Below are 21,091 nucleotides of genomic sequence, written 5' to 3' on the forward strand. Positions count from 1 at the left end.
GACCGTAAGCTGTGCGGCGGGATAAGGGAGAGAGCAATGGATGTCAGTCCGTCGGTTTCGAGCGATGATCCGCGCCGCATACTGGCGCAGTCGCCGATGCGGCTGGCGCAGGTTGTGGCGATCGCGATCTGCGTGCTGCTGAACGCGCTCGACGGGTTCGACGTGCTGGCAATCAGCTTTGCTTCGCCCGGGATCGCCAAGGAGTGGCAGGTCGAGCGGGTCGCGCTCGGCGCGGTGCTGTCGATGGAGCTGTTCGGTATGGCCTTCGGGTCGGTCGTGCTGGGGCATGCCGCTGATCGGCTCGGTCGCCGGGTGACCGCAATTGGCTGCCTCTGCGTGATGGCATCCGGTATGTTCGCCACCACGCAGGTCAATTCGATTGGGGCGCTGGCGGCAACCCGTCTGTTCACGGGCCTGGGCATTGGGGGCATGCTGGCCACGGTCAATGCGCTGGTCGCGGAATATGCCAACAGCAAGTGGCGCAGCGCGGCGGTGGTGATCATGGCGGCCGGCTATCCGTTGGGCGGGGTTGCCGGCGGCGCGATCGCCAGCCAGCTGCTGGCCCATGGCGACTGGCGACATGTATTCTGGCTCGGTGCCGGGGTGACGGCGCTGTGCCTGCCGCTGGTGCTGCTGCTGATGCCCGAACCCGTCGGCGCGCTGCTACAGAACCGGCGCGGCGATACGCTGGCGCGGGTCAATCACACGCTGCGCAAGCTTGGCCACCGGGCGGTGGATGCCTTGCCGCCGGTGGAGCCGGAGGCACCGCAGACGCATATGGCTGCCCTGTTCACGAAGCAGATGGCGCCAGTTACCATCTTGCTGACGCTGGCTTACTTCCTGCACATCATGACCTTCTACTTCATCCTGAAATGGGTGCCGAAGATCGTTGTAGACATGGGCTTTTCGACCCCTGCGGCCGGCGGCATCCTGGTCTGGGTGAATGTTGGCGGCCTGGCCGGAAGCCTGCTGTTCAGCGTGCTGTCGCTGCGGTTTCCGCTGCGCTGGCTGTTGGTGGCCTTCATGGTGGCTTCCACCGTGATGATCACGCTGTTCGGCCAAGGCCAGGCTGACTTGCATGCTCTGGCCTGGGCCGCAGCCGCGGGCGGGTTCTTCAGCAATGCTGTGGTTGTCGGTCTTTATGCGCTGGTCGCGGCCTCGTTCCCCACCGCCATCCGCGGCGGGGGCACCGGCTTCGTCATCGGCGTCGGCCGGGGCGGGGCGGCGCTCAGCCCGATCGTGGGCGGGGTGCTGTTTCAGGCCGGGATGACGCTGGGACTGGTGGCGGCGGTCATGGCGTGCGGGTCTCTGCTTGCGGCGGCGGCGCTGCTAGCGCTGCCCCGGCGCGAGGCGGAGGTCCACTGAGCGCAGGCGCCTGGCCCATTGGAATCACGGGGTTGACCGCCGTTCGGGCCGCAGGTCGTCGGGACCTGGCGCGGTGAGTCCGGAGAGGAGCGGGAGACTATGCTCAACCACATGATCGAAGCGACGATTGCCTATGCCGCGCGGATGCCTCTGCGCCAGCGCTATTATGCCAACGATCATGCCCGTGACACGGTGGTGATCGAGCCACACGGCATGCCGCTCAGCGACGCACGAGCGGCTCCGGCCAGCCTCGATGCTGAAGGGTTTCAGCTGGTCCGACATGCCAGCCGGGTGACTGATTTTGAGGACCCCGCCGAGGTCGCGGCGATCTATTCGGGTGAGATTGTTGAACTGCTGCTGGGGCTGACCGGCGCCGATGCGGTCTTCGTCACGGCTCCGGGCATCCTGCGCTTTGCCGAGAGTTCGGGGCGGGCAGGATCGCGCAACAATTCGATGCCGGCGCGCTTTGCCCATGTCGATGTCTCGACCGAAACCTCGGCCGCCTTTGCAGCCAGGGGGCTGCCCGAAGGTAAGGCGATGCGGCGATATGCGCAGTTCAACCTCTGGCGGTCCATTGGCGGAGTGCCGCAGGATGTGCCGCTTGCCGTGGCCGATGCGCGCAGCGTTGCGGCCGAGGACCTGATGATCGCCGATGCCGTGTTCGACGAGCCGGGCCGGCCCGAATGGAGCTTTGACAGCTATCTCGTGGCGCACAATCCGGCCCATCGCTGGTGCTGGTATCCTGATATGACCCGCGATGAAGTGCTGGTCTTCCGCACCGGCGATTCGCGTGATCCTCGGCCGGTGCCCCATGTCGCGTTCGACAATCCACTGGCCCCGCTGGACTGTCCGCCACGCGTCAGCATCGAGATGCGGGCAGCGGCCTACTGGTACGCTTGAACGGGCTTGCCAAGTCTCGGCTCCTTCGCCACAATTGCTACCAATTGTTATAAAAAGGGGACGGGACATGGCCGGCTTTCCGCAGAACCCGAACTACACCGGGTTGAACGCGCCGCAGGGTGACGAATACGATATTGCCGATCTGCCGGTGTCCGGAACCATTCCCCCGGACGTTGAAGGCACGTTTTTTCGCGCGGTCCCGAACCCGGCGTTCCCGCCGTTCCTGGACGACAGCGGAGCCATTCTCTCGGCCGATGGCATGATCTCGGCGATCCGGCTGGGCGGCGGCAAGGCATCGATCGCGATGCGCTACGTCGCAACCGCTCGCCACCGCGCCGAGGTTGAGGCCGGCCGGGCGCTGTTCGGCAAGTATCGCAATCCGTTTACCGACCAGCCCGAGGCTCAGGGGGTCGATCGCACCGTCGCCAACACCACCCCGGTATGGCACGCGGGCCGGCTGCTGATGTGCAAGGAAGACGGACGCCCCTACCGGATCGATCCGGTGACGCTCGAAACGCTTGGGCAGTATGACTTCGACGGTGCCCTGCGATCCGAGACGATGACCGCGCATGTGCGGATCGATCCGGAAACGGGCGAGATGTTTTTCTTTGGCTACGAAGCCGGCGGGCTAGCCAGCACCACCGTCGCCTATGGTGTGGTGGATGCTGCCGGCAAACTGGTGCGCGAGCAATGGTTTGAAGCGCCCTACTGCGCGATGATGCACGATTTCACCATCACCGAGAACTATGCGTTGTTCCCGGTTTATCCGACCACTTGCGACCTCGAGCGCCTGCGTGCCGGAGGTGACCATTGGGTGCATCACCAGGAGCTTGATTCCTGGCTGGGGATCATGCCTCGTCATGGCGACGTGTCACAGCTTCGGTGGTTCCGTGGGCCGAAGGGCGTATCGTGCTATCATATGCTCAATGCGCACGAGGACGCCGCGGGGCTGATCCACTTTGACCAGTGCTTGTCGGACAGCAATGCGTTCCCGTTCATCCGTGAGGCTTCCGGCATTGCGCTCCAGCAGTGGGAACTGAACGGTCGTCTGGCCCGCTGGACGGTCGATCCCAACGGCACGGCGGATACGATTGTCGAGACTGTAATTGGACCTCCGGGCGACTTCCCCTTGATCCCGGCGGCGCAGCAAGGCCGTCCATCCGGCCATGGCTGGATGCTGACGATGAACCCAGAGCGGCGTGGACCGCCACTGCTGGGGGGACCGGTGGGGGCGATGTTCGACCTGCTGATGCGGCTTGACCTGACCGGCGGTCCGCCGCAGGCGCTGGCGCTGGAACCGGGGATGTGCTTCAACGAACCGGTCCACGTCCCGGCCCGGGTGCCGGGTCACGATGGCTGGCTGGTGACCGTGGTCGATCGCCAGACCGGGCCGGACAGCTTCGAGCACGAATGCTGGGTGATTGACGGCGGCAATATCGGGGCCGGGCCGGTGGCGCGGATCGGGATTCCCCGGCGGCTGCGCCCGCAGGTCCACGGCTGGTGGGTCAGCGCCGCCCAGCTGGCGCAGGCCCAGCCGTGACCCGGATCGCGATCACCGGAGCGTCCGGCAATTATGGCCGCGCCGCAGCGGATCGGATGGTGGCGCAGGGGCGTGCCGCTGACCTGATCCTGATGAGCCGAACCCCGGCCAAGCTGGCCGATCGCACCGCGCAGGGCTGCGACGTGCGGCAGGGCGACTTTGACGATCCGGCGAGCCTGACCCGTGCCTTTGCCGGCGCGGACAAGCTGCTGCTGATTTCCGGCACCCGGGTCGGCGCACGGGTGGCCCAGCACCGGGCGGCGGTGGAAGCGGCGGTGGCGCAGGGGGTCAAGCACATCATCTACACCAGCTTCATCGGAATCGACGAGCCGGCCAACCCCGCCGAAGTGCGCCACGACCATATCGAGACCGAACGCCTGATCCGCGAATCCGGGGCGGCGTTCACTTTCCTGCGCGACGCGCACTACGCCGATGCGATGATCCTGATGGCCGGGCCGGGGGTGATGGCCAGCGGCCAGTGGATCAGCAATGCGGGCGATGGCCGCGAGGCCATGGTCTGGCGCGACGATTGCGTCGCCAGCGCGGTCGCGGTGCTGACCGGGACCGGGCATGAAGGCCAGACTTACAACATCACCGGGCCGGACCTGCAGACCTTCTCCGAGGTCACCGCGATCATGGCCGAGGTGACCGGGATGCCGCTGGCCTATGTCGCGGTCGACGATGCTGCGCAGTATGCGATGTTCGATGCCATGGGCATACCGCGGCGGCCGGTGGATGATCTGTCCGTCGCGGGTATCCCGTGGAACAGCGATGACATGGTCACCTTCGGCCAAGCAATCCGCGAAGGGTTCCTGGCCATCTGCAGCGACGACGTCGTCCGGCTGACCGGACGTCCGGCGCGGTCAGTGCGTCAAATGATCGAAGACAACGCCGACATGCTGCGGGCTGCGGCTGCGGTCAGGTAACTGCATAATAGCGCAGCAGATTGCCATCGGGCTGGCGCTCGCCGATCCCGATGAAAACGTGCCGGGTCAGCCAATCGTGCTTGCCCTTCGGGGTCTCGAACGTGGGCTGGCCGCGCAGATAATAGTCTTCGTGGGCCACGGGGGGTCCGCCTTCGAAAGCCCAGGCCCGCAGCCGGGCCATGGCGTCGGGTGTGCGACCCCACAGGAAGCCGCGGTTCTGCATGTAGATGATTGTGCCGTCGTCAACCTCCAGAAGGTAGCGGGCGTCGAACACGGCGGTGTCGTCATCGCGGAAATGGGCATAGTCGCCGCCCGAATTGGGCACGGCGCGGCCGCGCAGCCGGGGCCCCTCGAAGTGTCCCTCGTCGACCAGCACCGCCGAGCGGAAGCCACCGTTGTGGACATTGGGGACAGCAAAGACGCGGGTGAACATCAGCCGGCATTCGAAGGCGAATTCCAGGTGAGGCTGATCCAGGGTCGAATACATCGTTCGGGTCTCTCAGTTTTGCGTCCGCAATGGGGGCAAGGGCAGCTCTATGGGTGAGGGGTGGGTGATGAACCCCGTCCTCTCAATCGCGGGTAAAAAAGGCCACGCCCCGGAATTCGATCGAGCGGCGCTCGACCGAGTCGGGACGGCTGCGGTCCACGAAGGCGGTGTGGGGGCAACGCCAGGTGCGGCTGTGATCGCTGTCGTTAAACTTGATCAGCAGCACCTCGTCGCCGGTCATGTCCGGATAGTACCACCAGCGGTGATCGGGTGAGTGGTGGAAAATGGTGGCGGCGATCATGTCTTCCTCGCCCGGGATCGGCGCGAACAGCGCGTCGCCGGTCGGGATCACGTCGACGTCGATCTTGGTGTTGGGGGTGCCCTCGTCATCGCGCACTGAGCGACCCTCGCATAGCGCCAGCGGCATGTCCTGCGGCGGCGGCGAGAGTGCGCGCCACAGCGAGAAGCAGATGAAACGATCATAGCCGTCGCCGCCAGGGCGGGCCTGCCGGTACATCCGTTCGGCAACCTTCTGCGCGGACCTCTTGGTGAAATCGACATGGGCCTCGGCGGCCGGAGGCTGCATCTGGTCGCTGGTCTGGCCCGAGGTGCGGACCATCCCGCCCATCGGCACGACCAGATCGGCGCCAGTCAGCCCGCGCACCACTTCGCCAACCTGCGCGGCATAGGCGCTGTCGCCGGCATATTGCGCCTCCCAGTCGGTGATGTTGGTGGCGTGATGGGCCAGGCAAAAGCCATGCTCGTCCAGGTTGAAGGGATAACCCGCCAACCGGGCATTGCGGATGGTCACGGCATAGGGGGCGTAGACCCCGGTGTTGTACTCCTCACCCGGTGCCCAGAAGCGGCGATTGATGCGGCTGGTCGGGATCAGATAATCGATCGTGGTTTGGACTTCAGCCAGTGCGGTGCTCATCCACCCTCTCCTCGGGTTCAGGGCTTGGGGAAATCCAGGCTGCCGCGGCGTTCAGCAAAGCGCCAGCCGTCGGCGGTGTGCACCAACCGATCGGCATAGGTTCCAACCAGCGGGGCCTGGTCGGGCCCGGTGAACAGCAGGATCTGGCTGTCGGCGCGGGCGTGGTCTGAGCCATCTAGCGTGATGCGGATATTGGCGCAGATGTGGCGCGTGGTGCGCGGCGGCCGGGCAAGGAAGGCGGCAAGGATGGCCTCGCGCCCGACGATGAAATCGTCGGGCGCGGTGGGCCGGCTCATCCGTCCGTCAGCGCTGTAGAGCGCGGCGACCTTCTCCCACGCACCGGAATCGTTCCAGGCTGCGTAGTCGAGGATCGCCCGCTCGATCTCGCGCTCGGCGATCAGGCAAGCGAGCGCATCCATCCCGCTCAGTCCTTGAAGCCTTCGCGGGCCCTGGCGTTGTCGACCACGATCGGCTCGCCGGTGACCGGATGCGCATAGGGGAAGGGCAGGATGTCGGTCGCCGGCCAGAGCCGCGGGACGGGCTGGACGAGCTCGTCCGGCCCGAACGGATTGGCCGGGTAAAGCCGGCTTTCGTCATAGGGCGGGATGAAATCGATCGGGGTCTTGGCCCAGCCATCCTGGAAGGTGCCATGCCAGAACGGGAAATAGCCCAGGCGCTGGATCTTCCACACCAGCTCACCCTTGGCATTGGCCTCACGCACATAGCGGTTGTCGTAAAGCCCGCCTTCCCACCAGGCGCGCTGATCGCCCTCGGCGGTTTCGTGCAAGCCGGCCTGCATCATCGAGCGGCCGCGCACGGTGGCCGACATGCGGTCCGGAGCAACGTCGATCACCATCTGCAGCTGCGGATGATCGAGCAGCCAGCCATAGCGCGGGCCGTTGTGACCATTGGTGAAGCGGGCCTGGAAATAATCGATGTAGAGCCGCCGCACCCCAGCCTTGCCGAGGAACTTGCCGCCCATGAACCAGACTTCGCCGTCTTCCGAGAACAGGTCGACCGTTTCGTTGTACTGCGATTTGTCGATGAAATAGCCGTAGGTGTACTGGATCCGTCGGATCTGGTGGATATCCTGCTGGATCGCCAGTTCATGCTCGAGCCGCGCGACGCGGGCTTCGAGATTTGCAGTGTCTGACATGGGCCTCTCCGTTTGTTATGGTTTCAGTCGGGCTTGTTGCGCCAGCTGGGGGCGTACGCGGTGCGGGCGACCTCTGAATAGGGCACCGAAGCGACCACGGCCTTGATCGTGACCTGCCGGTGCTTTTCGACCGTGGGCTTGGTGGTGCCGCCATCGGGCTCGCCCCAGATGAAATCGACTTCGGTGCCGGGAACGGCGACGCTGGGATCAACCATCGCCAGGGTCAGGATCTTACCCTCGTTCGCGGTGTAGCCGATCCAGGTCGACAGGCCGACCAGCGCGCCATCCTTTTCGACCCGGTCAAACGGGTGCATCGAATAGACCGCGCTGGGAAATTCCATGAACTTGGGACGCAGTCCGTCTTTGCCGAACATCCCGTAGAGCACATCGGCGACCGAACCGTCGTCGAGGGCCAGGGTCACCTTTTGGCGGTGCGGGCCAGCGGCGATTCTCTCCAGCGCCTCGCGGCCGATGAAGTCATGGTCGAACTTGACGAAGGGTCCATAGCCGAGGTCCCACGGCGTCAGGTAATAGCCCTCGACGCTGCCCGGCACATAGCTGCCACCGACCGAGCAGCGCGATTCGTAATGGTTGGCCGAAAGCCACTCGCGATAGGGCTTGAGCAGATCGCCGGTGTAGATGCCGGGAAGCGGGGAGGGGATCCAGCCCGATTCTAGCGTGTTCGACGAATAGGTCCGCCCGCCAACCAGCGTGAGGCCATGGGCCTTGCCGGCTTCGACCAGCGCGGCGTGGACCGCATCACGATCCGCCCAGGGGCCCATCAGTTCGTAACCCGGCTGGCCGGCCATGCCATGACGCAGCGCGTGGACCTGCTTGCCGCCGATTTCCATCCAGCACATGTTGAAGAATTTGAGATCGGGTGCAGGCTGGCCGGTGGCGGCCTCGATCACCTTGGCCGAGTTGGGGCCCTGGATCTGGTAGCGGTAGTGGCGGCGGTTTTCCGGATCGGGGCGGGCGGCGGTGCGCTCGTCATAGGTCAGCGTCACGTCGCTGCGCCCCTCTCCATGGAACATCAGCCAGTTGAGCGTCGGCGCACGGCCGACCAGGTTGAAGGTGTTTTCGGCCAGATAGAACAGGATCACGTCGCCAATCACGTGGCCGTAATGCGTCACCGGCACGAACTGCTTGGCCTTGTTGGGGACAAACCCCTTGAAGGAGTTGATCCCCAGTCCGTTGAGGAAGGCAAAGGCGCCCGGTCCTTCGACCATCAGTTCGGCCATGTGGTAAGACTGGTTGAACAGCACGCAGGTCTCGTTCCAGGCCCGCTGTTCGTCCCGCCAGTTGGAGAATTCACCGGGCACGCCGGGATAGACATTAGGCCCGACCTGCTGGTTGCGCAGGAAGGTGACCGTGTCGCCCGCGTCGGCAAGGATGGATTCTAGCGAAATGGTCATGACAGCCTCTCTCAAAAATATGCCCGGCAGCGATTTGCTCTTGCATGCCGCGTCGATTGGAGTTTGTATGTAACAAATACTAATTGCAAGAGGGGAGATGAGGCCATGATCGAAACAACCCACGTTGGCAGTCTGCCGCGCGGCGACGAGCTGACCCCTCTTTTGCTCGCCCGTGACGCCGGCAAGCCTTATGATGCCGAGGCGTTTGACCAGGTCGTTGCGGCGGCGGTCGATGCGGGGGTGGCCAAACAAGTCCAATCGGGGGTGACCACCGTTTCGGACGGTGAACTCGGCAAGGTCGGCTATTCGACTTACATGATCGAGCGGCTTTCCGGGTTTGGTGGCCATATCGACCGCAAGACCGCGGCTGACCTTGCCGAAGTGCCCGAGCTGACGAAAAAGCTCTCGGCGATCATGGGCAGCCAGGAATTCGTTCGGGCGAGCTGCATCGGCGAGGTCGAGCTGGTCTCGCTGGAGCCGCTGCACGATGACATCCGCCGCTTCAAGGCGGCGCTGGCGAACCACGCGGCCAGCGAGACCCGCGCTTTCATGAATGCAGCATCGCCCGGTCTGATCACCGCGTTTCAGGTGAACCGGTTCTACCCCAGCCACGAAGCCTACCTCGCTGCGCTGGTGGATGCGATGCGCGAGGAGTATGAAACGATCGTCAACGAGGGCTTTCTGCTCCAGCTCGATTGCCCCGATCTCGCGATGTCGCGCCACACAGGCTATCAGGACCTGTCCGAGGCGGAATTCCTCAAGGTGGCCGCCGCCAATGTCGAGGCGCTCAACGCCGCGACCGCAAACATCCCGCCCGAAAAGATGCGCATGCACGTGTGCTGGGGCAATTACGAGGGTCCGCACGATCACGATATCCCGCTCGAGCGGGTGATCGACATCGTGCTGGGGGCACGGCCCGGCACGATCCTGTTCGAGGCTGCCAATCCGCGCCACGAGCACGAATGGAAGGTCTGGGCCGATGCGCCGATCCCCTCGCACAAACAGTTGGCCCCGGGGGTGATCGACACCTGCTCGAACTACATCGAGCACCCCGAACTGATCGCCCAGCGCATCGAGCGCTACGCCGGGATCGTCGGCAAAGACCGCGTCATCGCTTCGACCGACTGCGGCTTCGGCACGTTCGCTGGCTACGGCAAGCTCGATCCGCTGGTGACCTGGAAGAAGCTGCGGGCCTTGAGAGAGGGGGCTGAGATTGCAGATAACAGACTGTAATAAATAGATAAAATACCATCAAAAACAACGTGGGAGTGAATCATGAAAAACCTGACCATGGCGCGTTTGTTGGCGAGCACAGGCCTGGCTCTGGCTGTGCCGATTACACCGGTCTTTGCTCAAGCGGCATCTGACCAACCGGCTGCTGATGGCACCAGCAAAGACGATGCCTCCGAAATCATTGTTACTGCGCAGTTCCGCGCGCAGAAGCTGCAGGATACTCCGCTTGCCATCACGGCTGTGAACGCCGCGACTCTTGAAGCGCGTGGACACACCGACATTTCGCAGATCGCGGCGCAGGCGCCGAACGTGGTGCTGCGCGCCCAGCCGCAGAGCGGCGGTATCGGCCTCATCGCGTTCATTCGCGGCATCGGCCAGACCGACTTCAACTACGCGCTTGAGCCCGGCGTCGGCATTTACGTCGACGACGTCTATATCCCCACCCTGTCGAGCTCGCTGCTCGACCTGATGGATCTGGAGCGGGTCGAAGTGCTGCGCGGGCCGCAGGGCACGCTTGCCGGGCGCAACTCGATCGGCGGTTCGATCAAGCTGTTCAGCAAGAAGCCCACGGGCGAAGGCGGTGGTTCACTGCAGGCGACCTACGGTGCCTACAATCGGCTCGACGTGCGTGGCATGGCCGATTTCAAGATCACCAATAACCTCTTTGCGCGCATCTCCGGGGCGACCAAGAGCCAGGACGGCTTTATCACGCTGCTCGACTATGGCCTGGCCAACCCCAATTCCAATGTACGGGCCAACACCAATGCCGGCGACGGGATCGAGCGCGGAACACTGGGCGGGCGGTCGTTCTCAGCCGGGCGGGTAGCGCTGCGTTGGGAAGCAACGCCTGATATCGAGGTCAATCTCGCGGGCGATTACACGCGTGAGCGCAACGAGGCCGGTGCGCAGGTGCTGCTCTATGCCAACAGCCCTGCCACCACGCCTGAGGGGATACCCTGGCTGGCTGGGAAGAACGGGGCGGCTGTTCCGTTCAATTGCAACTTTGTGCCGACAACCACGCGTTTCCAGGCAAGCTGCGGCACGGTGCCGGCGGGTTATGATTCGCGCTTTATCAACTATGCGAACTTCCTCGATGCCCGCACGCCAACCACGCAGGCGCCATTCAAGCCTTTTGCCGCGCAGAACCGCCAGAACTTCGATGGCTGGGGCCTGACGGGCAATGTGACCGCCAAGCTGGCACACAACCTGAGTGCGACGTGGATTTCCTCGTTCCGCCGTTACAAGATGCAGTTTGCCTTCGATCAGGACGGTTCGCCCGTGCCGGTGGCGCAGTTGGAGAACACGTTGCGCCATCGTGCGTGGAGCCAGGAACTGCGGCTCAATGGCAGCTTCCTGGACAAGCGGATCGAATACACGGTCGGCGGCTTCTACTTCGACGGCAACGGCACGTACAATGCCCGTGTCGACCTGAACTATGCGGGCCTCGACTTCATCCACGGTCCGGACAGCACCCCGGCGACCTCGAAGGCTGTCTTCTTCAACGGCACCTTCCATGTGACCGATGCCTGGGGTTTCACCGGCGGCATCCGCCACACCTGGGATCAGAAGGACTATACCTACTTCCGCCGGAATCCGGACCTCACCGTGCCGGGGCCTGGGCCCTGCCAGTTCTTCCTGGGAGCGCCCACAGCTGGCCCGACGGGCGTCGGCAACTCGCCGAATTGCCTTCTGCTCGGGCTCAACAACGTGACCGCGCAGTTCAAGGGCCAGCGTACCGACTGGCGCATCGAGACCGACTACCGGATCAGCCCGGAAGTGTTCGCATATGCCTCGGTCGCCACTGGCTTCAAGGCTGGTGGCGTCAACCCGCGGCCGTTCTTCGGCCCGTCGGCGGGCGAATGCTCGGCCTTGCCCCCTGGTGTGGCCGCGCCTTGCAATCAGGTGAAGCCGTTCAATCCTGAAACGCTGACCACGTATGAAGCGGGCATCAAGACCGACCTGTTCGATCGCAGGCTGCGCCTCAACGCCTCGGTGTTTTTCAACAAGTACGACAACATCATCCTGACGCTGTCGCGCTGCCCGGGCGCGCCGTGCCTTCGGCCGGCCAACGCGGGCAAGGCCGACGTCTGGGGTTTCGAAGCCGAAACCACGATCCGTCCGGTCGATGGCCTGACGCTTGACGGTTCGGTGAGCTACCTCAATTTCCAGTTCACGGACACCGGCACGACCGGCTTGCCGCTGACAAACCGGACGCCCTATACCCCGGAGTGGAACTGGAGCGTGGGCGCGCAGTATGACTACACGCTGTCCTCGCAAGCCGTGGTCAGCGCGCGGTTTGACGGTGCCTATCAGTCCTCGGTGTTTTCGGATGCGTTCAATGCGCCGACAAACCTTGTTGACGGGCGGTTCCTTGGCAATGTGCGGCTGAGCTACACCTCTGCCGACAAGGGCTGGCAGATCGCCGGCGAAGTCCAGAACGTCTTCAACAAGTACTATTTCCAGACCATTGAAGACGGCGCGATCCCCTTTGGTGCGATCACGGGCCAGCCGGGCCTGCCGCGCACCTGGGCACTGACGGTCAAGCGCACCTTCTGAGCGCCGCCAGGCCATCGCCCAGGCCATCGCTTGCAGGAACCCCCGGGAGCAATCCCGGGGGTTTTTGTTTTGCTTTCGAGCTCAGTAGTTCGACAGGATCGCCAGGCTCGGAGCGTCTAGCGGTAGGCCACGTTTGCGCTTTTCCAGCTCTTCCGCCCGGGTCTTGGCCTGGGCGTCGATCAGGTATGCATGGATTGCGGCGGCGTCGGCCGGGCTAAGCACGTCATCCCAGCGGGGCATCCCGCCTTGCAGAAGCAGGCCCTTGAGCACGATCTCGGTGAAAGCCTCGTGGGTTCCCGGCTGCATCCGGCGCAGGTCCGGGGTGATCGCGCGGTGCTGGTTCGAATGGCAGATCGCGCAGTTGCCGAAGAACAGACCCCTGCCGGCCGCGATCGTCATGGGAGTCACGCCGGGGGCCTGCGCTGGCGGCGGCGGCGCAACCTCGAGCGGGGGCAGGGCGGGAGGCGGACTGACCGGTCCGCCGCCCAGCTTGAACACCAGAAGGCGGCCCAGGTTTGCGCGCTGATAGGCGGCGGCATAGCGTGGGACATAGGGGAAGCCGCCGCCCCCCCAGGCCGCCATCACCGCGATGTATTGCACGCCGTTCACACGATAGGTCATCGGGGCAGCCAGGATCGAGCTGCCGGTCTCGATCGTCTTGAGCACCTTGCCCGTCCGGCTCTCGCGCACCACCAGTTGCCCGGCCAGGGTGCCGTGCACCAGCAGGCCGCTGCCTGTCGTCAATGTCCCGCCGCGATCCTGCCAGCCGGCCATCGGCTGGGTCCATACGGTGCGGCCGGTCAGCGGATCGATAGCGCGCATCTCGCTCGTGCCGGGATTGGCCAGCACCTCGCGCCAGGCGGGGAGGGCCTTGACCATGCCTGCGAGGGCCGGGGGCAGCGTTGGCAGGGCTTCTGCCAATTGCGGGGTGAAGATCAGGGCGGCGCCTGTGTTCAGCGACCGGGGTCGGGGCCGCAGCGGACCCGGCTGGACGAACATCAGATTGCCCATGTCCAGCACCGAACCGATATAGAGCCCGCTTGCCGGATCATAACTTGCTGGGAACCAGTTGCGCGCTCCGGGGGTCCCGGGAAAGATTATCTTGGGCCCGGCGGTAAAGTCCGCAGCGGCGCGGTCGATGATCGGTACGCCGGTTTTCGGGTCGATCCCGCGCGACCAGTTGACCCGAACGATCGGGTTGGCGCGGAGCAGGGTGCCATCGCGTCGATCGATCACATAGAGGTAGCCGTTCTTCGGTGCATGGAGCACCACCGGGCGGTCCTGGCCATCGATGCTGAGCCGGGTCAGGATCATCGGGGCTGTCGCGGTAAAGTCCCAGCTGTCGCCCGGGGTCTCCTGGTAGTGCCACTTCACCCGCCCCGATTTCGCATCGAGCGCGACGAGTGACGACAGATAGAGGTTGGTGCCGCCAGTGGGCGAACGCTGCGCGATCGCGTAGGGTCCGCCGTTGCCGGTCCCGATCAGCACCAGCCCGGTTTCGGGGTCATAGTTGATCGCATCCCACGGAGTGCCGCCTCCGCCCAGATCCCAGCGACTGGCGCGGTCCCAGGTCGGCAGCGCCGCCTCCAGATCGGGATGATCCTGGGGACCCAGTTTCGGATCGCGTGGAACGGTATGAAAGCGCCAGACCAGTTTGCCGGTGGCAAGATCAAACGCGGACACATAGCCGCGCACGCCATATTCGGCGCCGCCGTTGCCGATGAGCACCACATTGCCAGCCACTTCGGGTGCGCCGGTCGAACTGATCCCGCGGGCCTTGTCCTCGCGCGTATCGGCCTGCCAGACCACTTTCCCGGTCTTTGCATCCAGCGCATAAAGCTGGGCATCGAGCGTGGCGACATAGACCTTGCCATTCGCCACCGCGACGCCGCGATTGGCCATGTCGCAGCAGACGGTGCGGTTCACCTGCATCTCGATGGTTGGTTCGAACCGCCAGAGCTCCTGCCCGGTCGCGGCATCATAGGCATAGGCGCGGCCCGCCACGCCGGACGTGTACATCTTGCCATCGACCACCACCGGCGTGGCTTCCAGGACCCGGTTGGTGCCGAGGTCAGCCTGCCAGGCCAGGCCGAGCGTGGCGACATTGGCCGGGGTGATGTCGGTCAGCGCCGAATGGTGGGTCTTCCCGGCATCGCCGCCGGGGTTGGTCCAGTTGTCGGCGGCAATCGCTTGCTGGGCAGGAGGCGCGGCCGGGCGGCAGCCGGCGGCGGTCAGGGCCAGTGCCAGAACGCCGGCAAGGAAACGAGTACGGCGCGACATCATCAGCGGTCCCAAGGGCTGGGCATGCGATAGGGCACGGTGATGAAGTTGGCCTCGATCTGGCAGATCATGCCGTGATCGATCTTGAACAGCTCGGCGATGTAGAAGCTGTGCGGGCGTCGCACTGGCGAGCTGACCCAGCGTCCGTCGGTCAGCTGATAGCGGTCGAGCCGGCCGGAATGGTCGATGAAGCCAAAGGCCAGGACCAGCCCGCGCTCTTCGTCCACCAGAGGAAAGCGGCGCGCGCGCAGTTCGTCGTCATAGCGATAGTTGCCCATGCGGAACTGCGCCTCGCAGCCCAGCTCGGAGACGGGCACGATCTTGCCGAATTCAGGATTGTTGGTGGTCTGGACACCGTTTTCCACGCGGTTGCAGTCAGGATGGAAGCGGGTGTGGATCGTGCCATCGTTAAGCTGCAGCGTGTCGAAATAGCCGTTGGACAAACGGACCATCTCAGCCCGAGCGACCGGTGCGGCGGCATCGGCGTTGAGGATCGGTTTGTCCCAGTAGGCCGGATTTTCGAACTTGATCCCCGAATCCGATTGGCGGACGACGACCGTTTCCGCTTCGCAGATCTCCCCCGCTGAGTTGACCTGCAGCCGCAGCGTGAAGGCTGATTCTTCAAGTGGTTCGATCACCGTGCCAAAGTAGCCGACCTGACCGGTGCGGGTGTCGGCAAAGCGCAGGCGATAGTCGCCGAGCCGGTCAATCGTGCCCCAAAGACCGTCGCCCACGGCCAGCATCACATTGTTTTCAGAGGTATGCGCGCCGGGCGCCCAAGACAGCATACCCGGATCCCGGGCCGTGAGGGCTGCCAGGTATCCATCCAGCACAGCGTACAGCGCCGACCTCTCCACTGCTCACTCCCTTATCCGCTTTACCGCTTGGGGAAACTGTCGCATACCTTACCATATGTTACAATAGTCCGGGGCAGGACAATGACTGGAACGACCATCGAGCAGACGAACCGCGCGCTCGTTCTGGCGATGTATCATGCCGTGCTGATCCCGATGGACAGCGCCCGGGTCGACGATTTCATCGCGCCGGATTACGTCCAGCATTCTTCGCTTGCCGAGCCCACAATCGCGGCGCTGAAGGCCTTCCTTGACCGCGTCAGGGTTGAATCGCCAGACGCGGTCCAGACCATCCACCGCGTGCTGGCAGATGGCGATCTGGTGGCCGTCCACCTCCATGTGGTTCGCTGGCCAGGCGATCCAGGGTTGGCGGTGGTAGACCTGTTCCGCTGCGCCGATGGCATGATCGTTGAACACTGGGATGTGATCCAGGAGGTTCCGGGCGATCCGGTCAACCCCATTCCGATGTTCTGATCCTTACGAGGAGCCGATGATGCGCCAAATCCTGATCGCAACCGCTGCGCTTGTTGCCGCGCTGAGCTCACCCGCCGCGGCCGCGCCCAAGGCTGCGGGTTGTCGGCTGACGCCCAAGCAGGTCGTGACCCGGTTTATGGATGAATTCTATACCCGCAAGCAGGTGCGCAGTGCCTTCGAGCGCTGGGTCGATCCCGGCTACATCCAGCACAACCCCTATGCTGCCACGGGGCGAGCGGCGGCGGTGGCTTTCCTTACCGGGTTCGTTGAACAGAATCCCGGCTACCGGGCCAAAATCCATCGGATCATTGCCGATGGCAACTTGGTGGCGGTGCACAGCCAGGTCTGGATGAAAGAGGGTGACAATGGCTCCGCCGTGGTCGACATCCTGCGGGTCGAGGGCTGCCGGGTGATGGAACATTGGGATGTGCTGCAGCCGGTGCCCGAGCAGGCTGCCAACAGCAACGGGATGTTCTGAGCTTGGCGGTCTTGACGAGCCGGTTCGCGGAGCGCTGCGTGATGGTCCTGGGCGGCACCACCGGGATCGGTCTGGCCGCCGCACGGCAGTTTCGGGCGGAGGGTGCCAAGCTGGCGGTCACCGGGCGCAATCGCGAGAGCCTGTTGGCGGTGGCAGAGGAACTCGAGGCCCTGGCAATCCGCGCCGACATGGCCAGTCTGACCGAAATGAAAGCGGCGCTGGCCGAGGTCGAAGCCGCGCTGGGCGGGATCGATGTGCTGTGCGTCAATGCCGGGGTTGGCGGCTTCGCCATGGTGCCCCAGGTCACCGAGGCATTTTGGGATGACGTTCATTCGGTCAATCTGCGCGGGGCCTTTTTCGCCATTCAGCAGGCCCTTCCGCTGTTGCGCGACGGTGGCGCGATCGTCATCACCGGTTCGATCGGGTCGGTCAGCGCCGTGCCCGGCAATGTTGTCTATGCGGCGGCCAAGGCCGGTGTGCGGGCCATGGCCCGGATCCTGGGCAAGGAACTGCTGCCCCGGAAAATCCGGGTGAACGTGGTTTCACCAGGGCCAACCGATACCGAGATATTCAAACGCGGCGCCTCGGAACAGGACATCGCGCAGATGCGCGAACTGCTGACCGGGGTCGTGCCGCTTGGCCGCATGGGCCAGAGTGAGGAGGTAGCCCGAGCCATCGTGTTCCTCGCCAGCGCCGAGGCCAGCTTCATCAACGGCGTGGATCTCTACGTCGACGGGGGGTGCGTCGAATTGCTCTGATCCCATGTCCACTTGGGTGGAAACGGCGCTTGCCCGCTCCCCGGCTGTTTCAATTTCCCTGGAACGAAGGCTCGCGGCAGTTGCGGCTGCCCGGCAACAGCCCCAGGTCAGGCGGCAATGCAGCGAGGATCCGGGATCAGGCCGTGCCTCCGTTCAGCTGACATGATGGTGTTTTCCAACAACATCGTCACCGTCATCGGGCCGACCCCGCCCGGGACCGGGGTGATCGCGCTGGCCCTGGCCGAGACCCCGGCGAAATCGACGTCTCCGGTGATCCGGCCATCGGCCAGCCGGTTAATGCCGACATCGATCACCACCGCGCCACGCTTTACCATTTGCGGCAGGATCAGGCCGGGGACGCCGGCCGCGACGACGAGGATGTCGGCCATGATCGTGTATTGAGCCAAATCGCGGGTCCCGGCATGGCAGATCGATACGGTCGCGCCGGCCGCCATCAGCATCAGCGCCATGGGCTTGCCAACGATGTTGCTGGCGCCGACCACGACGACGTTTTGTCCGGCAATCGGTATCGCTTCGCTCTCCAGCAGTTTCATCACGCCATAGGGCGTGCAGGGCGAAAACACCGTGTGGCCGGTCACCAGCCCTCCAACATTGTAAAGATGAAAGCCGTCGACATCCTTGGCGACGGCAATGGTCTCGAGCACCCGGGCCATGTCGACATGCGCCGGCAGCGGCAGTTGCAACAGGATCCCGTGGATGTGTTCGGCAGCGTTCAACTCGGTGATGCGGGCCAGCAGCGCCTCAGTGGTGATCGTGGCCGGATAGCGCTCCGTATGGCTGCGGATGCCAACGCTGGCGCAGGCCTTGATCTTGCGCCCAACATAGACCGCACTGGCCGGATCCTCCCCGACCAGCAGAACCGCCAGGCCAGGGGTGACGCCGGTTTCCGCAAGCACCGCGATGCGCCGGGCCATGTTGGCGCGCAGGCGATGGGAAAGCATCCGTCCGTCGATTAGGCGTGCGGTCATGACGTGGGTCACCTATATTGTATGCAACACATACGATATAGGCTGAGTGCTGCAGCCTTGCAAGCCCAGCGTTGGCCGCTTCGGCGTGTCTTCAGACCAGTTCCCAGACGAACAAGCGGCCAAGCTTGCGATGATGGCGCAGCCGCTTGCCCTGTTCGCCGGCATAGCCTCGCACAATCACGAGATCGCTCCACCGGGTCAGGCCGATCACACGCCCTGCCGGCAGTCCAGAGCGCATACCGCGCCATAGCTGGCCGTGCTCTGCGGCGATGTCGAACTTGAGCGCCCCGTGCCGATCCGCGAAGGCGCAGCTCTCTGACAAACGGCTGTCGTAGATGACCAGCGCCGGAGCCTGGGTCGCTGCCCGGGCGGTGGCGCCAAGGCCCGACAGCGCCGACACGGCCGCGCTGGCCTTGACGAATTTGCGTCGGTCGAGCCTCATTCGCCGGCCTTTCCGAGATAGCGGGCAATCGCATCGAGTTCGGCATCGGTCACTTCGACCCGCGACAGTCGCGGCATGGCCATCTTGCCGTTGCGGACCACCGCTTTCACATAGCCCCGGGTCAGGTCCGTGCGGTTGGCGAGCAGGGCGCTGTCCGGCGCAAATCCGGCAGCCAGGCGCTGCTTGGTGAGCAGATTGGTGCCCATACCGCCAGCCAGGTGGCACACCCCGCAGCGGTTGGAAAACAGGGCTGCGCCATTGCGCCCGGCGGCGACCCGATCGCCGGGGGGCATTTGCGCCCGGGTCTGATAGGGCGGAGGCGGGGGCGGACCACCGGCGGGTCCTTGCGCCAGCACGGCGGCACCGCTGCCGGCCACCATTGTTGCCACCAGGGCCATGATCTCCAACCGCCTCATGCCCGTCCTCCCTTGCTAGCGCCGCGGTAGGCCGCGGGCCATACGCCCTGCTTGCCCGGAGCAATGATGCCGTTGGGGTCGATCGCATCCTTGACCGTTTCATTCAAACGGCGCTGGGCCGCCCCGTTGAAGTTGTAGGTGTCATTGACCTTGTCCATCCAGCCCAGGTGAGTTCGGTACTCGCCGTAGCCGGCCAGGGCCGTCTCGGCGATCAATGCGTCGAACAGCTTGCGCATGTTGGCGACTTGGGCGGTATTGTCGCGATCGTACATCAGCATGTTGATATTGGTGGCAAATCGTCCCGCGATCGTGAAGCTTGCATAGAAATCGACATCATGCGCGGCGATGATCGCGCGGCTGCGCTTGAGCTGGCCGACCACGTGGGCGCCGGTGGCCGGGACGACCGGCGAAAAGCCCATGTGTGCGCCGCGCCCGCCCACCCAGTCGCTCATCTGCAGGGGCACCGCGGTGGGCACGCCCATCGTGGGATCAAACATGTTGACCGGGTCCCCCTGACGCCACCAGTCCTCGCGAGGCGGGGCGTCGAGATGCCGCTTGAACGCGGCCTTGACCACGTCGGCGCGCGCCTTGTTCAGCCCTTCATCCCCATAGAAACGGATCTGGACCTGCCAGTAGCCGAGTTTGTGTTCCTTGAGCAGCTCCTGCACGCGCCATTCCGGCATCGCGCTTTCCTTGTCCCAGAAGTCCTTGCGCTGACCCAGCAGCACGATCTTGCCCAGCCAGCTCGGGATGAACACATTCTGCTCAATCACACCAGCCAGCTTGAGCGGGGTAATCGTGTCGACCACCCAGCCGATGTCGCCTTCTTCGGGGATGTTCCAGGTCAGCTGCAGGCTGGTCTCTGGGGCTGGCTGAAGCCAGACGCCGGCCTTGCTCACGATGCCCAGGTTCGACTGGGTGAACATGTGCGTCCAGTCCGGGCCATAGCTCATCGGAAACAGGTGCCAGCTGGGATTGTCCTTCATGGCGCCCATGCCGGTGCGCATCAGCTCGCCATCGGGCAGCACCACCTCCAAGCCGCACAGGTTGCGGGCATGCTGTCCATAGGGAGTATAGCCGAGCCCGTGTTCGAGGGCATTGCCCAGCACCGAGCCCCAGGCATTGCCCGGAACCGACATCCACAGCGGGGCCTGCTCGCGCTGGATGTGCTCGTACAGGTCGAAGAAGCTCACCCCCGGTTCGACCACGCAATAGGCTAGCTTCGGATCGAGCTCGAGGATCTTTTGCAACCGGCCCAGATCCAGCACCGCGGTCCCCGGCATCCGCGGCGCGGCACTGCCATAGCCCAGGTTCTTGCCGCGAGACACCGGCCAAAGCGGCACCTTGTGCTCATTGGCCAGTCGAACGATGGCCTGGATTTCGTCCACGCTGCCCGGCGCTATCGCCGCCGATGCCGGCCATTCGTCGGCAGAGCCCGGAGCATAGATGTCGGAGTAGGCCTCGCGATCCTCATCGCTGGCGAGCACCCAGCTCTTGCCCACGACCTTTTCGAAGGCGTTGAGTGCGGCCTGGAAGCGCACCGGCGACACGCGCGGCGGCAGGGTCAATTGCACCTTGGCTTCTCCCGGACTTTTATAACATTTGGTAGTATTAATGTGCCGTGTAGTCGGCTCTGTGTCAATGCCAGGGCGGCAGTCTTTTGCGAGCCAGCGCACCGGCTTGCCACACTTCGGCAGGGACGGCCGCTGACTCTTTATGCGCACCCATCCTGTCTCGCTTGCACGTCTTGAACGCTTAGAGCCAGCGCCCGAGCCTCAACCTGCAGACTTGGCTGTTACCTCGGGTTTGCGGCCATTTCCAGGCTTGGAGCCAGCAAATCCGGCGACTTTGGCGGCGGAGCTTGGGTCGGTGGCCGCGACCGCATGGC

Annotated in this window: 20 protein-coding genes; 9 read left to right on the plus strand and 11 right to left on the minus strand. The window is 64.4% G+C overall.

The window, feature by feature from the left end:
• Positions 1–36 precede the first annotated feature (36 nt).
• The 4 genes from H7F49_RS05675 to H7F49_RS05690 all read left to right on the plus strand — a co-directional run bounded on the left by H7F49_RS05675 (position 37) and on the right by H7F49_RS05690 (position 4,731).
• Positions 37–1,365 carry an MFS transporter gene (locus H7F49_RS05675; protein ID WP_235981915.1) on the plus strand — a complete coding sequence of 443 codons (1,329 nt, stop codon included), beginning with the start codon at positions 37–39 and terminating at the stop codon, positions 1,363–1,365.
• Between the two features lie 99 nt (positions 1,366–1,464).
• The gene (locus H7F49_RS05680; protein WP_185682602.1) at positions 1,465–2,265 is read left to right on the plus strand and encodes a CmcJ/NvfI family oxidoreductase; all 801 of its coding nucleotides are present in this window, start codon (positions 1,465–1,467) and stop codon (positions 2,263–2,265) included.
• A gap of 67 nt (positions 2,266–2,332) precedes the next feature.
• On the plus strand, positions 2,333–3,805 hold the full coding sequence (locus H7F49_RS05685; protein ID WP_185682603.1) for a carotenoid oxygenase family protein: 1,473 nt from the start codon (positions 2,333–2,335) through the stop codon (positions 3,803–3,805).
• Positions 3,802–4,731 (plus strand): SDR family oxidoreductase, encoded by a 930-nt coding sequence (locus H7F49_RS05690; protein ID WP_185682604.1) that lies wholly within the window; start codon positions 3,802–3,804, stop codon positions 4,729–4,731. Before H7F49_RS05685 ends, H7F49_RS05690 begins: the two co-directional genes overlap by 4 nt.
• On the opposite strand, the gene H7F49_RS05695 is transcribed toward H7F49_RS05690, so the two are convergent.
• From H7F49_RS05695 to desA, 5 genes are all read right to left on the minus strand, one after another.
• Complete coding sequence (locus tag H7F49_RS05695; protein WP_185682605.1) at positions 4,724–5,218, minus strand: DUF3237 domain-containing protein; 495 nt, start codon at positions 5,216–5,218, stop codon at positions 4,724–4,726. The two genes, H7F49_RS05690 and H7F49_RS05695, sit on opposite strands and share 8 nt — an antisense overlap.
• Before the next feature lie 82 nt (positions 5,219–5,300).
• Complete coding sequence (locus H7F49_RS05700; protein WP_185682606.1) at positions 5,301–6,152, minus strand: CmcJ/NvfI family oxidoreductase; 852 nt, start codon at positions 6,150–6,152, stop codon at positions 5,301–5,303.
• A gap of 17 nt (positions 6,153–6,169) precedes the next feature.
• Positions 6,170–6,571, minus strand: a complete 402-nt coding sequence (locus tag H7F49_RS05705) for a nuclear transport factor 2 family protein (protein ID WP_185682607.1) — start codon at positions 6,569–6,571, stop codon at positions 6,170–6,172.
• A gap of 5 nt (positions 6,572–6,576) precedes the next feature.
• Complete coding sequence (locus tag H7F49_RS05710) at positions 6,577–7,308, minus strand: nuclear transport factor 2 family protein (protein WP_185682608.1); 732 nt, start codon at positions 7,306–7,308, stop codon at positions 6,577–6,579.
• 23 nt (positions 7,309–7,331) lie between these two features.
• A complete protein-coding gene (desA, locus tag H7F49_RS05715) occupies positions 7,332–8,723 on the minus strand; it encodes a syringate O-demethylase (protein WP_185682609.1) in 1,392 nt (463 codons plus the stop codon).
• A 105-nt stretch (positions 8,724–8,828) separates the two neighbouring features.
• Between desA and H7F49_RS05720 the strand changes: the two genes are divergently transcribed.
• Together H7F49_RS05720 and H7F49_RS05725 are read left to right on the plus strand one after the other, a co-directional pair.
• Positions 8,829–9,956, plus strand: a complete 1,128-nt coding sequence (locus H7F49_RS05720) for a cobalamin-independent methionine synthase II family protein (RefSeq protein ID WP_185682610.1) — start codon at positions 8,829–8,831, stop codon at positions 9,954–9,956.
• 42 nt (positions 9,957–9,998) lie between these two features.
• Positions 9,999–12,512: a TonB-dependent receptor gene (locus tag H7F49_RS05725; RefSeq protein ID WP_235981916.1), complete on the plus strand. Its 2,514-nt coding sequence runs from the start codon at positions 9,999–10,001 to the stop codon at positions 12,510–12,512.
• Between the two features lie 81 nt (positions 12,513–12,593).
• On the opposite strand, the gene H7F49_RS05730 is transcribed toward H7F49_RS05725, so the two are convergent.
• Positions 12,594–14,792 carry a PQQ-dependent dehydrogenase, methanol/ethanol family gene (locus tag H7F49_RS05730; protein WP_185682611.1) on the minus strand — a complete coding sequence of 733 codons (2,199 nt, stop codon included), beginning with the start codon at positions 14,790–14,792 and terminating at the stop codon, positions 12,594–12,596.
• Positions 14,793–14,794: 2 nt separating this feature from the next.
• Positions 14,795–15,535, minus strand: a complete 741-nt coding sequence (locus tag H7F49_RS05735; RefSeq protein ID WP_235981918.1) for a hypothetical protein — start codon at positions 15,533–15,535, stop codon at positions 14,795–14,797.
• A 195-nt stretch (positions 15,536–15,730) separates the two neighbouring features.
• On the opposite strand from H7F49_RS05735, the gene H7F49_RS05740 reads away from it, so the two are divergent.
• The 3 genes from H7F49_RS05740 to H7F49_RS05750 are packed head-to-tail and all read left to right on the plus strand — an operon-like array spanning position 15,731 to position 17,356.
• A complete protein-coding gene (locus H7F49_RS05740; RefSeq protein WP_185682613.1) occupies positions 15,731–16,120 on the plus strand; it encodes a nuclear transport factor 2 family protein in 390 nt (129 codons plus the stop codon).
• Positions 16,121–16,139: 19 nt separating this feature from the next.
• Positions 16,140–16,598 (plus strand): nuclear transport factor 2 family protein, encoded by a 459-nt coding sequence (locus tag H7F49_RS05745; RefSeq protein ID WP_185682614.1) that lies wholly within the window; start codon positions 16,140–16,142, stop codon positions 16,596–16,598.
• Between the two features lie 11 nt (positions 16,599–16,609).
• Positions 16,610–17,356 (plus strand): SDR family oxidoreductase, encoded by a 747-nt coding sequence (locus H7F49_RS05750; RefSeq protein WP_235981920.1) that lies wholly within the window; start codon positions 16,610–16,612, stop codon positions 17,354–17,356.
• Positions 17,357–17,463: 107 nt separating this feature from the next.
• Here the strand turns inward: H7F49_RS05750 and folD are convergent, their stop codons facing one another.
• From folD to H7F49_RS05770, 4 genes are all read right to left on the minus strand, one after another.
• A complete protein-coding gene (gene folD, locus H7F49_RS05755; RefSeq protein ID WP_185682615.1) occupies positions 17,464–18,345 on the minus strand; it encodes a bifunctional methylenetetrahydrofolate dehydrogenase/methenyltetrahydrofolate cyclohydrolase FolD in 882 nt (293 codons plus the stop codon).
• Between the two features lie 91 nt (positions 18,346–18,436).
• A complete protein-coding gene (locus tag H7F49_RS05760; protein ID WP_185682616.1) occupies positions 18,437–18,787 on the minus strand; it encodes a hypothetical protein in 351 nt (116 codons plus the stop codon).
• Complete coding sequence (locus tag H7F49_RS05765; RefSeq protein WP_185682617.1) at positions 18,784–19,203, minus strand: c-type cytochrome; 420 nt, start codon at positions 19,201–19,203, stop codon at positions 18,784–18,786. Before H7F49_RS05765 ends, H7F49_RS05760 begins: the two co-directional genes overlap by 4 nt.
• The gene (locus H7F49_RS05770; protein WP_185682618.1) at positions 19,200–20,777 is read right to left on the minus strand and encodes an FAD-binding oxidoreductase; all 1,578 of its coding nucleotides are present in this window, start codon (positions 20,775–20,777) and stop codon (positions 19,200–19,202) included. Before H7F49_RS05770 ends, H7F49_RS05765 begins: the two co-directional genes overlap by 4 nt.
• Positions 20,778–21,091: the final 314 nt, after the last annotated feature.

The organism is Novosphingobium aerophilum (assembly GCF_014230305.1).
Taxonomy (GTDB): Bacteria; Pseudomonadota; Alphaproteobacteria; order Sphingomonadales; family Sphingomonadaceae; genus Novosphingobium; species Novosphingobium aerophilum.